The organism is Streptomyces sp. NPDC059166, from assembly GCF_042755185.1.
GTDB lineage: Bacteria > Actinomycetota > Actinomycetes > Streptomycetales > Streptomycetaceae > Streptomyces.
The window spans coordinates 26,621-39,005 of the sequence record NZ_JBHZCI010000055.1 but is presented as its reverse complement, the minus strand read 5'-3'; the positions used below and the strand labels follow the sequence as shown (position 1 = coordinate 39,005).

Here is a 12,385-nt window from a genome sequence, read left to right as displayed (position 1 = left end):
AGGCTGCCCACCATGCGGACCGGCCGACCGTGCCACCGAGATGATCTTCGCCTACGAAAATCTTGCCAGAGCCAGGAAAGTCCGTACGCCGACACCGCCCAACTCGCTTTGGCACAACTGCCGAAGCACTACCGGCGAGGGCGACAGACTCTGATCCGCACCGACTCCGCGGGCGGCACCCACGACTTCGTGTCCTGGCTCGCCAGGCGAGGCCGATGGCTGTCCTACTCGGTCGGCATGGTGATCACCGAAGCAATCCACGAACACGTGCTGAAGGTCCCCGCCTCAGCCTGGACCCCGGCGGTCGAGAGCGACGGTGAGGCCCGTGACGGGGCCTGGGTCGCCGAGCTCACCGGCAAACTCCTCAACGGCTGGCCCAAGGGCATGCGACTGATTGTCCGAAAGGAACGGCCCCATCCTGGCGCCCAGTTGAGGATCACGGACGCGGACGGCATGCGAATCACGTGCTTCGCGACCAATACTCCTGACCGGCCGATCGCCGAGCTCGAGCTCCGTCACCGGCTGCGAGCCCGGGCCGAGGACCGGATTCGGGCCGCCCGGGCCACCGGCCTGCGCAACATGCCCCTCCACACCACCGCCCAGGACAAGGTCTGGCTCGAGATCGTCCAGATCGCCCTCGACCTGCTGGCCTGGATGCCCATGCTCTCCCTCACCGGCAAGGCCCGACTCTGGGAACCCCGCCGACTGCGATTCCGCCTGTTCTCCACGGCCGCCCAGCTCATCACCACCGGCCGACGCAGGATCCTCCGCCTCACCCAGCACTCGCCCTGGACCGCCGAGATCACCACCGCCCTCGGACGGCTCGCGCTCCTGCCCACCCCCGGCTGACCAGCACCTTTCGCCCGTCCCGACGACAACATCACCCGCCCCCGGGCAGTGGAACCCGGCGCCCACCCGACGCGACAGCCGGGCCGCCGGCCTGCCCACCATCAGCTCCGCAAAGCAAAAGGGTCCACCGACTCGTCGGCGGACCCTCGCGAAAGATCGAGGTTAGGGTCTACGCGATCTACACAGGCCCCCGCCACGTTCCCGGGTCACTTGACGCACGCACCCACAGTGGGTTGCATACGTTCTGTGATCCCGCCCCGAACGACCCCCGCCGCTCCCCTCTCCCTTCCCTGGACCTCGACGACCGGCGCCGGAGGGATCACCCCGTGGACCCGGTGATCGTCGTCGGGCAAGGGCCGGTAGGACTGGCCCTGTCCCTCGCTCTGGCGGCCCAGGACGTTCCCTCCGTGCTCCTCGACGAAGGCCCGGGCAAGGACGAGCCGCGTCCCGCGCGGACCGTCGTGCTGCGCGAGGACACGGCGGAACTGGTGGCACGGCTCGGCTTCCCGGCGGTCCACGACGTGGGTCTGCGCTGGAACGGCTGGCGGTCGGTGCGGCGCAAGCAGTTGGTGCGGGCGGTCCCGCTGGGCGAGCTGGAGGGGGCCGTACAGCTTCCCTCACCCGTACATCTGCCCCAGCACACGCTGACAGCCGGGCTCCGGGCCGCGGCCGGCGCGCACGATCTCGTCACCATCGTGCCGTTCAGCAGGATCGACACCCTCGAGCAGGATCCGCACGGGGTCACCGTGCACACCAGGGGCCCCGGATCGACCTGGTGGCGCGGGAGTTTTCTGGTGGGCTGCGACGGCGCGCGCTCGACCGTCCGCAAGCTCCTGGACATCCGGTTTCCCGGCCGTACGGCGGTGGAGCGCCACGCCGTCGCCGCACTCCGTGCCGAACTGCCCTGGCCGGGCGAGGCCGTGCTGCACCGCTCCCCGCCGTGGCGTTCCGGAGGCGCCGAAGTCACCGCGCGCCCGCTGCCGGACGGCGTCTGGCGGCTGGACTGGCTCCTCCCGCCGCGCGGCGAACTCGTCACCCCTGACGCCCTGATCACCCGGATCCGGGACACCCTCGAGGGCTGGTGCGGCGAGACCCCGGCCTACGACCTGCTGGACACGGGCGTGTACACACTGCACCACCGCCTGGCCAGGAGCTGGCGTTCGGAACGTGCCTTCCTCGCGGGTGACGCCGCCCATCTGCTGGGCGCGCTCGGCACCCAGGGGCTGGACGAGGGCCTGCGGGACGCCGGGAACCTGGCCTGGAAGCTGGCCCATGCCTGGCATCACGGCGCCGCCGAAACGCTGCTGGACAGCTACCAGGCCGAGCGCAGGGCGGCGGTGGCGTCCCGTCTCCGTGCCGCGGACCAGTCGCTGCCGATACTGCGGGGCGGGGCGGGCCTGCGGGCCCTCGTGCCAGGCAGCTCGCGCGGGCACGACACGCTGCTCGCCGACGGCCATCTGGGCTGCGGTCCGCTGGGCGCACCGCCGTCCTACGCGCACTCCCCCCTCTCGCCCCGGTCCACCGAGGCGCACGCCACCGTGGGCACGCTTCCCGGTGCGCCGGTCGCCGATGTGCGGGTGACCGCGACGGACGGGGAGACGTCCCGGCTGCGCGACAGGCTGGACCGTGGGCACATGCTGGTGGTCCTCGTCGCACCGGGCACGGGGGTGTGGGACAGGCGGCACTGGCTGACGGCTGGAGTCATGCCGCGTCTCGTCGACGCGGTCGAGGCCCTCCCCGCCCGCGCGGAGCTGCTGGTGACCGAGAGCTATCCGGGAGCGACCGCCCACACGGTGCTGCTGGTCAGGCCGGACGGGCACCTCGTCGCCGCCTTCGGCGGAGTGCGTCCCGGCGAACTGTTCGCGGCGGCGGACACGGCGCGCGGCGGCGCTGAGACCGCGGACGGTGACGACTCACGCGCCCCCGCGGGCTCCGACAGGACCGCGGACGTCAATTGACCCTCCCAGGCGTGCGTGGTGTACTCCAGGTCATGACCGACACCGATGTGCGCCTGTGGCGGAGGGTCCATATGGACCTCGTCCGCTATGCGGGCTGCGTGTGTCGCCCGTCCAGCTGACTCGCCTTCCCCGGCACGCCGCGCCCTTCCGCGGGCAGCCGTGCCTCCACGCGAACTTCTCTGGACGGTCCCGGTGTCTTCTGTGTTCTCTCCCTCCACAGCCATGTCTGTGTCCTCTCCCTCCACTCCCGCGTCCGCACCCGTCGCACCCGCTCCGGCGGCGTCCCGTTTCTCCGGTGCCCCCGCTGCCGCGGTCGATGTCGCCCGGCCCTCGTCGCGCCCTCCGGCCGGCGCGGCCGGTGCGGCCGGTTCGGCTGTCGGCACCACGCCCCCTACAGAGGCTGAACTTCTGGACTTCGTCCGCAGGACGGCACAGGACAGTGCCCTGGTCGCCTCGCTCCCCCTCGATCCCGGGGAACGTACCTGGATCCGGCTCGAAGGCCCGGGCGGCAGTGAGGCGTGGCTGATCAGCTGGCCGCCCGGTACCGGCACCGGCTGGCACGACCATGCCGAGTCGACGGGGGCGTTCACCGTCGCCGCGGGCGCGCTGAGGGAGCACTCCCTGGCCGCCCGGCTCCCGAGCGACGGCTGGAAGACCCTCGAACTCGACGAGGGCATCGACAGGACCCGGCGCCTGGAAACCGGTCAGGGCAGGGCCTTCGGGCGTCACCACGTCCACGAGGTGCTGAACGAGTCGCCGGACGAGCACGCCGTATCGGTGCACGCCTACTACCCGCCCCTGCCTCAGATCCGGCGCTACAGCCGCACCGGCGCCGTACTCCGCCTGGAGCAGACCGAGCGACCGGAGGACTGGCAGTGAGTGACGGCACCAGGAACACCGCGCAGCCCACGGGTATCGACGAACTCCTCGAACGGGTGCGTGCCCGGTACGAACGGGTAGGCCCCCAGGAGGCGGCAGCCGCCGCGGCCGAAGGCGCGCTGCTGGTCGACATCCGGTACGCGGCGCTGCGGGAGGCGGACGGCCTGATCCCGGGTGCACTGGTCGTCGAGCGCAACGAGCTGGAGTGGCGGCTCGATCCCTTGGGCAGCCATCGCGCTCCCGAGGCCACGGGTCACGATCTGCGCATCGTGGTGATCTGCAACGAGGGGTACGCCTCCAGCCTCGCCGTCGCCTCCCTGCGTCAGCTGGGGCTCCACCGGGCCACGGACCTGGCCGGCGGCTTCCAGGCCTGGCGCGACGCGGGGCTCCCCGTCGTCACCTGATCAGGCCCCGCCTCCTGGGTCCCGTGTACGTCCCGGGGCACCCGCCACCACCTACCGGGCAAGGCCCGGCCGCTGACCTACCCCGTCGCCGGCCGGGCTGCGGCTCAACGGCCCGAATGGCAGATCCCCACACCCGAACGCTGCTCCCAGGTGGAGCAATCCCCACGCGCGACGGACATTCGCCTCATCACCGAGGACCGGAATGTACGGAGATGTCGCGCCGATGGAAACACCCCCGCTCACCCCGGACGAGCTCGACGCACAGGCCGCCCGGCTGCACGACACGGATGCCTGGCAGCGCATCGTCGCGGGCTGGCCGCGAACCGCGCAGGAGCCCGCTCCCCTTGGAGCGGCACGGACAGAGGCACGGACAGAGGCACAGGCATCCGTCCAAGCACAGGCATCCGTCCAGACACAGAAATGCGCGGAGGCACCGGCATCCGCGCCTCGCGCCCTCGTGTCTCCGAAGCGCCCTGGCGGGGAACGGCGCCGGGACGCAGAGCATCCGAACGGCCCGGAGCCGGGCGCGGCGGTGGCCAAGCACCCGGGCGACTGGCGTGAGCTGCTGTCCGTACCCGTGGAGCAGCTCATCTCGGACTCGCTGGGGAACACGCCTGCGCGCCGTCCGCGTGAGCGCCCTCTGCCGGGACGGCTGGGAGCCGTCCTCCCGGAACGCCTGCACATGTGGCGACGCATCGGGCAGCCCGACGTACGGCCGTCCGTCCACCTCGGATACGCGCGCCGGATCCTGACCGAGTGGGGCTGGCAGAACACGCCTTACCGACTGCGCAACGCCCGTGGTGCGCGCTGTGTCTGCGGGGCCATGCTGACCGCCCACCGGCTCGGCTACGGGTCTCTGGAAACCGTGGACCGTGCCGGCGCCTGGATCATCACCGAACTGCGCTCCCAGGGCTGGACCGACCTCATCGGCCCGTGGAACCGGCACCCCGGACGCAGCGCCGACGACGCCGTCGCCCTGCTGGACTCGACGATCCGGCGAGCGTCCCTGGCTGGACACTGATCCCACACGGAGCGCGCGCACCGGCAATCCCGGACGGACGGTGCCGGGCTCCGCCTCTGGCCCCACGCGGCCTGTCGCGGTGTCCCCCTCCGTCGCCGCGGCAGGCCCGCCCTTCGGGCCTCGTCCTCTCTCCCGTCCCCCTCCACCCTTTCGCTCCTGGCTCGTCGGCCGGCGATTCCCCGCGCCTCCAGCTCCTCGTAGGGCCCTCGCCGAGCACCGGCATCCGGGCGGCCTTCCCTGACGTCGCCCACGGCAGCGGCACAGCACCGGCACAGCCCAGCCTCACGCGCCGTCCCGCGAAGCACACGCCCCGCCCCGCGCACCTCTCAGCCATCGGCCCCTGATGCGGAACCAAACAGGCGCACCGCCCGGGCAGGCGCGCTCAGAAGGGCTCGTCCAGCCCTTCCGGGTCCTCCCCCTCCGCCTCGATCGCCTGGCGCACCACCCTCAGTGCCATCCCTTCGCCGTAGCCCTTGCGCGCGAGCATGCCCGCCAGTCGGCGCAGGCGCTTGTCGCGGTCCAGGCCACGGGTGGAGCGGAGCTTCCGTGCGACGAGCTCCCTGGCCGTCTCCTCCTCCTGCTCCGAGTCGAGCTGACCCACCGCCTCGTCGATCAACGCCGGATCGACCCCCTTGGTACGGAGCTCTCGTACCAGGGCGCGCCGGGCCAGCCCTCGGCCGTGGTGGCGGGACTCCACCCAGGCGTCGGCGAACGCCGCATCGTTGATCAACCCGACGTCCTCGAAGCGCGACAGCACTTCCTCCGCCGCTTCATCGGGGATCTCCCGCTTGCGCAATGCGTCGGCCAGCTGCTTCCGGGTCCGCGGGGTGCCGGTCAGCAGTCTCAGGCAGATGTTGCGCGCCTGTTCGACCGGATCTCGCGGTTCCCCCCTCTCGGCCCTCGACGAGGAGGGGGAACCGCTGCTTCTGGAGCGGGAACGCCGACCGGTCGCCTCGCCGAACCCGGCCCCCCGACCTGGTTCCACGGGGTCACCGAAGGGCTCCGCCGCGTACTCGGGGCCGGGATCCGCACCGGTGTCGGCGCCCGGCCACTCCGTGCGACGTGTCACGGCCTAGCTCTTCGCCGCCGCCGTCGCCTTGGTCGCCTTCGCCTTGGTGGCGGGCGCGGGCACGGACTTCGCAGCCCCCTCCGCCGGAGCCGCACCGGCGACGGCGTCGGCCACGGGCTCCGCAGCGGCGTCCTCCGGACGGACCCCCACACCGAGCTTGGTGAGGATCTTCTTCTCGATCTCGTTGGCGAGGTCGGGGTTGTCCTTCAGGAAGTTGCGGGCGTTCTCCTTGCCCTGCCCGAGCTGGTCACCCTCGTACGTGTACCAGGCGCCGGCCTTACGGACGAAGCCGTGCTCCACGCCCATGTCGATCAGGCCGCCCTCGCGGCTGATGCCCTGGCCGTAGAGGATGTCGAATTCGGCCTGCTTGAAGGGCGGGGCGACCTTGTTCTTGACGACCTTGACGCGGGTGCGGTTGCCCACCGCGTCCGTGCCGTCCTTGAGGGTCTCGATCCGGCGGATGTCCAGACGCACCGAGGCGTAGAACTTCAGGGCCCGGCCACCGGTCGTGGTCTCCGGGGAGCCGAACATCACTCCGATCTTCTCCCGGAGCTGGTTGATGAAGATCGCGGTGGTCTTCGACTGGTTGAGGGCACTGGTGATCTTACGGAGCGCCTGGCTCATCAGGCGGGCCTGCAGACCCACGTGCGAGTCACCCATCTCGCCCTCGATCTCCGCACGGGGCACCAGTGCCGCCACGGAGTCGATGACGATCAGGTCCAGCGCGCCGGAGCGGACGAGCATGTCCACGATCTCCAGAGCCTGCTCGCCATTGTCCGGCTGCGAGAGGATCAGGTTGTCGATGTCGACACCGAGCTTCTTCGCGTACTCCGGGTCGAGGGCGTGCTCCGCGTCGATGAACGCGACCGAGCCACCGAGTTTCTGGGCGTTGGCCACCGCGTGCAGGGTCAGCGTCGTCTTACCGGAGGACTCCGGGCCGTACACCTCCACCACACGGCCGCGGGGCAGACCACCGACGCCGAGCGCGACGTCGAGCGCCGTGGACCCGGTCGGGATCACCTCGACCGGTTCGTTCGGCCGCTCACCGAGGCGCATCACGGCGCCCTTGCCGAATTGCCGTTCAATCTGTGCGAGCGCGGCGTCGAGCGCCTTCTCGCGGTCGGTTCCTGCCATGGGTTCCACCCGATTTGCTTGAGTCGATCGCTTCACGTCACAGACGCTAACCCCTGCCACTGACAATGGGCCTCGACGTCCTCCCGGCCTGTGGACAACTCCACGGCCGGGACCGGAAAAACCCGGCCGGAATTCCATGAGAATGGATGTTCGATTTTGGTGTCAAGTGAACCACGCCGGGTCGACACCACCGAGCCGCAAGGGCTCTCCCCCGGTGCCCGGCGGGCGCGCGGCGCCGACCGCGGCGCCTCGCCACGTGCCGGAACGCCCTCACACATCCAGTATGCGGACGTCCCTCCGCCGTGCGGTGTACCGTCCGCAGCCACACGCTGATCCACCGGACACAGCCGGGACAGCCCCTCGGCCGCCTCACCCCCTGCGGTACCTCCGCCTGACCGCCCGGAGGACCCTCGGCAGCACCGGTTCGCCGCGGCGCCCTCGGTGGCCGCCGTGCACCCTCGGGTCGTCCGTCACGTCGTAGCGCTTCACGTACGCGCCCAGGAAGGCCTGCAGCGTCGCCACCGCGGGAATGGCGATCAGCGCCCCGACGGCACCCATCAGCGCGGTGCCGGCGACGACCGAACCGAAGGCGACCGCGGGGTGGATGTCCACCGTCCTGGACGTCAGCTTGGGCTGCAGCACGTAGTTCTCGAACTGCTGGTAGACCACGACGAAACCGAGTACCCACAGCGCGTACCAGGGGTTGACGGTGAAGGCGATCAGCATCGGCAGCGCCCCGGCGAGATACGTCCCGATCGTGGGGATGAACTGCGAGACGAGACCGACCCAGACCGCCAGTGCCGGGGCGTAGGGGACCCCGAGTACCACCAGCAGGACGTAGTGGGCGACGCCGGAGATCAGCGCCATCAGCCCGCGTGAGTAGATGTATCCGCCGGTCTTGTCCACCGCGATCTCCCAGGCGCGCAGCACCTCGGCCTGCCGCGAGGGGGGCAGGACGGAGCACAGCGCCCTGCGCAGGCGGGGGCCGTCGGCCGCGAAGTAGAACGAGAACAGGAAGATCGTCAGCAGCCGGAAGAGTCCGCCGAGCACGGTCGTGGACACATCGAGTACGCCGGTCGCACTGTTCTGCACGTACTTCTGGAGCCAGTCGGAGTGCAGCACGCTGTCCTGCACCTCGACGCGGGAGAGGTCCGTGCGGAAGGTGTCGTTGACCCAGTTGATCACCGAGTCGAGGTATTTGGGGAACTCCTCGACCATGTCGACGATCTGCCCGGCGAGCATCGAGCCGAGCAGGACGACGAATCCGGCGCCGACGACCAGCACCGCCAGGAAGACAAGGAATGTGGCGAGCCCCCGCCGCATGCCGCGCCCGGCCATGCGGCTGACGGCGGGCTCGATGGCCAGGGCCAGGAAGAAGGCGATGAGGACGTTGGTCAGCAGCCCGACGAGCTGGTAGAAGGCCCAGCTTCCCAGGTGGAAGCACCCGTAGAGCGCCAGCGCCAGGACCATCGCGCGCGGCAGCCACCCGGGCATCCGGGCGGGTCCGGTGCCCGGCGGTGGATTCGGTGGTGCGGCCGGCGGGACGGGCGGCGAGGAGGGCGGCTGGGTCTGGGCGGTCTCGTCTGTCGGTGCCACGGGACAAGTCTCGCTCACCGTGGTGACGGCCGGTCACCGCACCGGCGCCCGGCGATGCAGGCGACGGCGCGGCCGGTACGACGGCGTCCTGCGGGTCAGCGCTTCTCCGGGGGGATGCCTACGGCCGCGCAGACCCCGCGCCAGACGTCCTTGGTCTCCCAGCCGGCGGCCAGAGCCTCGTGGACCGTGCGCCCGCCGAGCTCGGCCATCACATGGTCGCGCGCGAAGGAGTCGGCGTACGCCGCTCCGAAGTGTTCGGCCATCCGTTCCCAGAAAATCGTCAACCGCATGCCCTCAGTATCCCGCTCCTGAGAGTGCAGACGGGCCGCGAGGCCCCTGCCGAGGCGGTTTCCCCTCTACGGTCGGACCATGGCTGGAACCGGAGCACATCCCCTCGCCCGCGCGGAGCGGTTCATCTGGCTCACCGCACGCGTCCTCGAGCAACGGCGGTTCGCCCATCTCTTCCTCGGCGGGAGCGCCGACAGCGTCGAGACGGCTCTGAGCGCCTACCGGAACGAGGACGGGGGCTACGGTCACGCCCTGGAGCCGGATCTCCGCGGTCCGGTCAGCCAGCCGCTGCACACCGCACACGCGCTGAGCGTCCTCGACTCGATCGGGCGCTGCGGTGGTCTGCGGGTGGAGCGGATCTGCCGCTATCTGACGGACGTGTCCACGAAGGAGGGCGCGCTGCCCGCGCTCCATCCCTCGCAGCGGGGGTATCCGGCCGCCCCGTTCATCCCCGTCGTCGACGATCCGCCCGCCGATCTGCTCGCGACGGGACCGGTGGTGGGGATGCTGCACCGCAACCAGGTGTGGCACGCGTGGCTGTTCCGCGCCACCGACTTCTGCTGGGCCGCGGTGGAAGGGCTGGAGCAGTCCCATCCGTACGAGATCGAGGCCGCCGTCGCCTTCCTGGACGGTGTCCCGGACCGTGCGCGTGCCGAATCGGCGGCCGAGCGGCTGGGGCGGCTGGTCCGCGGGCAAGGCCTGGCGGTACTCGATCCCCGGCGCACCACCGACGCCCCGGTGGCACCTGGATACGCCCCGGGGGAGCATCACTTCCCCCACGACTACGCCCGCACTCCCGGATCGCTCGCCCGCCACTGGTTCAGCGACGGCGAACTGCAGAGCTCGCTGGACCATCTCGCGGCGGAGCAGCAGGACGACGGCGGCTGGCCTGTCAACTGGCGGCAGTGGGCGCCGGGAACCGCACTGGAGGGCCGGCCCATCGTGACCCTGAGGGCTCTGCGGACACTCCAGGCGTACGGCCGTGCACTGCGTTGACTCACCGGACTCCCAGGACTCCCAGGACTCCCAGGACTCCCAGGACTCCCAGGACTCCCAGGACTCCCGGGACTCCTCGGACGGATCGCGCGGGCGGCCCCCGGCGCCGTTCAGAACCGTGCGCGTCAGAACAGTGCGCGCGCGAGGGCGGTGACCACGACGGCGGAGCCCACGACCACGAGGAAGGGGGCCCTCAGGACGAGGGCGAGGGCCGCCGCGCCGAGGCCGGCCGCTCTGGCGTCCAGCACCAGGTGCTGGGCGTCCCCGAAGGTCTGCTGGGCCGTGAGGGCGGCCAGCAGCGCCACCGGCAGGAGCGCCGCCATCCGCTGCACGAGGGGCCGTTCCAGAGCCCCCGCGGGGACCAGCAGTCCGAGCAGTTTGGCCAGGTAGCAGCCGACGGCGGTGAGCCCGATCGCGATCCAGACGTTCATCGGCCCTCCCCGGGCGTGGTCTCGGCGGTGGTGGTGTCCGTGATGCCCGTGCCGTGGCCGCCCTTACCGCCCCGGCCCCGCAGGAAGAGGACCACCGGGGCGGCCAGGGCGGAGACGAGTACGGGTGCGCCCGCCGGGAGCACCGGCAGGAGGCCCAGGACGAGCAGGACGGCGAGTCCCGCGGTGACGCGTTCGGTGGTGGAGCTCAGCATGGGCGCGAGCAGGGCGAGGAACACCGCGGGGCTGGCCGCGTCGAGGCCCCAGGCGTCCGTGTCGCCGAGGGCCTTCGCCCCGAGCGCTCCGACGAGCGTGGTCAGGTTCCACAGGGTGTACAGGGTGAGACCCGTGACGGTGAACCCGATGCGGGCGGCCCGGCGGGTCGGCTGCGGCAGAGTGACCGCGGTCGTCTCGTCGATGACCCACTGGGCCGCCAGGGGGCGCAGCGCGCGCGGCAGCGCGAGGAGCTGGGAGAGCCGCAACCCGTAGAACGCGTTGCGGATGCCGAGGAAGAAGGCGCCGGCCGCTGCGGTGTACGGATTCCCGCCCGCGGCGAGGGCGCCCACGAGCGCGAACTGGGATGCGCCGGTGAAGACGAGCAGGCTCAGGGCGCAGGTCTGGAGGAGGGAGAGTCCCGAGCCCGCGGAGGTCACTCCGAAGGCGAAGCCGGAGAGACCCACGGCTATGCCCACGCCGAGTGCGTCGCGGACGACCGCGGCGTCCGGCTTCTCCGTGGCCGCGTCCGGCTTCTCCGTGGCGGCGTCCGGTTTCTCGGTGACCGCGTCCGGTTTCTCCGTGGCCGCCTCCATGGCGGCCGTGCTCTGCGGGGGTGCTGTCTGTTCTGCCACGATCGCGAAGCTACGGGGAGAGGGTTCCGCCGGTCTTGTACGTTCCTGCGCGCTCGCGCCGGTAGGCGCCGGGAGGGACCCCGACGATCCGGGTGAAGTGACGGTTGAGGTGGGGCTGGTCGGAGAAGCCCACGGCGACCGCGGCCTCGGCCGGTGCGGTTCCCCTGTCGAGCAGGCTGCGCGCCCGGCGTACGCGGGCGTCGGTCAGCCAGGTGTGCGGGGGCATCCCGTACCGCTTCCTGAAGGCGCGCAGCAGGGCGAAGGGGCTGGTGCCCAGCTCGGAGGCGAGCGCTTCCAGGGTCGGCGGCCGTGCCATGCGCTCCTCGAGCACGGCACGGGCCCGGGCCGCGTCCCCGGCCCCCGCGGACCGGGGTGTCCTCGTCGGCAGCGGGCCACCGTGGCGGTCCAGCAGCTGAGCCACCATGACACGCAGGACGCTGTCGGCGGCGAGGGCGTTGCCCTCCTCCGCAGCACGGTGAACCTGGCTGATGAGCCGGACGGCGCGCGGGTCGCTGACTCCGGTCTCGGTGAATCCGGCTGTCCCGCGCGCGCTGGTCATCTCGGCGGCGACGTCGTTGACCAGCTGGGCGGAGGGGTAGAGGGTGTCGTACACCCATCCCTCGGGCGTTCCGGCGCGCGCCGAGTGCGGGACCTCGGGGTTGATCATCAGAACCGTGCCGGGCCCGGCGCGCACCGTGCCGCCGGGGACGCCCACCTCCTCGACGCCACTGGTGACCGCGGCGAGGACGTAACCCTCGTGACTGTGCCGCGGGAAGGTGTGGCGGACGTACCGTGCGCGGAGCAGGTCGACGCCGGGCAGTTCGGCGTGCTGCCAGTGCCTCGCCCACTCCCTGTCCTTCTCCGCCATACGGGCATTCTCGCAGGTCCCGGCGGTACGCGTGCCCCTGGACGGCC

General features: G+C 71.5%; 14 protein-coding genes. 7 read left to right on the top strand and 7 right to left on the bottom strand.

What is annotated here, in order from left to right; all coding sequences use genetic code 11:
- The first annotated feature begins 12 nt into the window (after positions 1 to 12).
- From ACFXOA_RS29570 to ACFXOA_RS29545, 6 genes are all read left to right on the top strand, one after another.
- Entirely contained in the window at positions 13 to 849 is an 837-nt protein-coding gene (locus ACFXOA_RS29570; RefSeq protein WP_385034784.1) for a transposase, read from the top strand.
- Between the two features lie 326 nt (positions 850 to 1,175).
- On the top strand, positions 1,176 to 2,807 hold the full coding sequence (locus ACFXOA_RS29565) for an FAD-dependent monooxygenase (RefSeq protein ID WP_385034779.1): 1,632 nt from the start codon (positions 1,176 to 1,178) through the stop codon (positions 2,805 to 2,807).
- 32 nt (positions 2,808 to 2,839) lie between these two features.
- Positions 2,840 to 2,926, top strand: a complete 87-nt coding sequence (locus tag ACFXOA_RS29560; RefSeq protein WP_362674910.1) for a putative leader peptide — start codon at positions 2,840 to 2,842, stop codon at positions 2,924 to 2,926.
- 103 nt (positions 2,927 to 3,029) lie between these two features.
- The gene (locus ACFXOA_RS29555) at positions 3,030 to 3,686 is read left to right on the top strand and encodes a cysteine dioxygenase (protein ID WP_385034777.1); all 657 of its coding nucleotides are present in this window, start codon (positions 3,030 to 3,032) and stop codon (positions 3,684 to 3,686) included.
- Entirely contained in the window at positions 3,683 to 4,090 is a 408-nt protein-coding gene (locus tag ACFXOA_RS29550; protein ID WP_385034776.1) for a rhodanese-like domain-containing protein, read from the top strand. Before ACFXOA_RS29555 ends, ACFXOA_RS29550 begins: the two co-directional genes overlap by 4 nt.
- Before the next feature lie 202 nt (positions 4,091 to 4,292).
- Complete coding sequence (locus ACFXOA_RS29545) at positions 4,293 to 5,111, top strand: hypothetical protein (RefSeq protein ID WP_385034774.1); 819 nt, start codon at positions 4,293 to 4,295, stop codon at positions 5,109 to 5,111.
- A gap of 382 nt (positions 5,112 to 5,493) precedes the next feature.
- Here the strand turns inward: ACFXOA_RS29545 and recX are convergent, their stop codons facing one another.
- The 4 genes from recX to ACFXOA_RS29525 all read right to left on the bottom strand — a co-directional run bounded on the left by recX (position 5,494) and on the right by ACFXOA_RS29525 (position 9,200).
- A complete protein-coding gene (gene recX / locus ACFXOA_RS29540; RefSeq protein ID WP_385034772.1) occupies positions 5,494 to 6,180 on the bottom strand; it encodes a recombination regulator RecX in 687 nt (228 codons plus the stop codon).
- A 3-nt stretch (positions 6,181 to 6,183) separates the two neighbouring features.
- Entirely contained in the window at positions 6,184 to 7,314 is a 1,131-nt protein-coding gene (recA, locus tag ACFXOA_RS29535; protein WP_385034770.1) for a recombinase RecA, read from the bottom strand.
- A gap of 369 nt (positions 7,315 to 7,683) precedes the next feature.
- Positions 7,684 to 8,808, bottom strand: a complete 1,125-nt coding sequence (locus ACFXOA_RS29530) for an AI-2E family transporter (RefSeq protein ID WP_385034781.1) — start codon at positions 8,806 to 8,808, stop codon at positions 7,684 to 7,686.
- 197 nt (positions 8,809 to 9,005) lie between these two features.
- Positions 9,006 to 9,200, bottom strand: a complete 195-nt coding sequence (locus tag ACFXOA_RS29525; RefSeq protein ID WP_385034768.1) for a DUF3046 domain-containing protein — start codon at positions 9,198 to 9,200, stop codon at positions 9,006 to 9,008.
- Between the two features lie 79 nt (positions 9,201 to 9,279).
- Here ACFXOA_RS29525 and ACFXOA_RS29520 point away from each other — a divergent pair, with 79 nt between their 5' ends.
- Positions 9,280 to 10,194: a hypothetical protein gene (locus tag ACFXOA_RS29520; RefSeq protein WP_385034766.1), complete on the top strand. Its 915-nt coding sequence runs from the start codon at positions 9,280 to 9,282 to the stop codon at positions 10,192 to 10,194.
- Between the two features lie 125 nt (positions 10,195 to 10,319).
- On the opposite strand, the gene ACFXOA_RS29515 is transcribed toward ACFXOA_RS29520, so the two are convergent.
- The 3 genes from ACFXOA_RS29515 to ACFXOA_RS29505 are packed head-to-tail and all read right to left on the bottom strand — an operon-like array spanning position 10,320 to position 12,338.
- Positions 10,320 to 10,625, bottom strand: coding sequence for an AzlD domain-containing protein (locus ACFXOA_RS29515; protein WP_385034764.1), 306 nt, complete (start codon positions 10,623 to 10,625; stop codon positions 10,320 to 10,322).
- Positions 10,622 to 11,470, bottom strand: a complete 849-nt coding sequence (locus ACFXOA_RS29510) for an AzlC family ABC transporter permease (RefSeq protein WP_385034762.1) — start codon at positions 11,468 to 11,470, stop codon at positions 10,622 to 10,624. Before ACFXOA_RS29510 ends, ACFXOA_RS29515 begins: the two co-directional genes overlap by 4 nt.
- A 10-nt stretch (positions 11,471 to 11,480) precedes the next feature.
- Complete coding sequence (locus ACFXOA_RS29505) at positions 11,481 to 12,338, bottom strand: AraC family transcriptional regulator (protein ID WP_385034761.1); 858 nt, start codon at positions 12,336 to 12,338, stop codon at positions 11,481 to 11,483.
- Between the last annotated feature and the right edge of the window lie 47 nt (positions 12,339 to 12,385).

Bases quoted from the DNA above. Each gene is read 5' to 3' on its own strand.
- ACFXOA_RS29570 (WP_385034784.1), top strand. From the start codon at position 13: ATGCGGACCGGCCGACCGTGCCACCGAGATGATCTTCGCCTACGAAAA.
- ACFXOA_RS29560 (WP_362674910.1), top strand. From the start codon at position 2,840: ATGACCGACACCGATGTGCGCCTGTGGCGGAGGGTCCATATGGACCTC.
- ACFXOA_RS29555 (WP_385034777.1), top strand. From the start codon at position 3,030: ATGTCTGTGTCCTCTCCCTCCACTCCCGCGTCCGCACCCGTCGCACCC.
- ACFXOA_RS29545 (WP_385034774.1), top strand. From the start codon at position 4,293: ATGTACGGAGATGTCGCGCCGATGGAAACACCCCCGCTCACCCCGGAC.
- recA (WP_385034770.1), bottom strand. From the start codon at position 7,314: ATGGCAGGAACCGACCGCGAGAAGGCGCTCGACGCCGCGCTCGCACAG.
- ACFXOA_RS29530 (WP_385034781.1), bottom strand. From the start codon at position 8,808: ATGCCCGGGTGGCTGCCGCGCGCGATGGTCCTGGCGCTGGCGCTCTAC.
- ACFXOA_RS29525 (WP_385034768.1), bottom strand. From the start codon at position 9,200: ATGCGGTTGACGATTTTCTGGGAACGGATGGCCGAACACTTCGGAGCG.
- ACFXOA_RS29520 (WP_385034766.1), top strand. From the start codon at position 9,280: ATGGCTGGAACCGGAGCACATCCCCTCGCCCGCGCGGAGCGGTTCATC.
- ACFXOA_RS29515 (WP_385034764.1), bottom strand. From the start codon at position 10,625: ATGAACGTCTGGATCGCGATCGGGCTCACCGCCGTCGGCTGCTACCTG.
- ACFXOA_RS29505 (WP_385034761.1), bottom strand. From the start codon at position 12,338: ATGGCGGAGAAGGACAGGGAGTGGGCGAGGCACTGGCAGCACGCCGAA.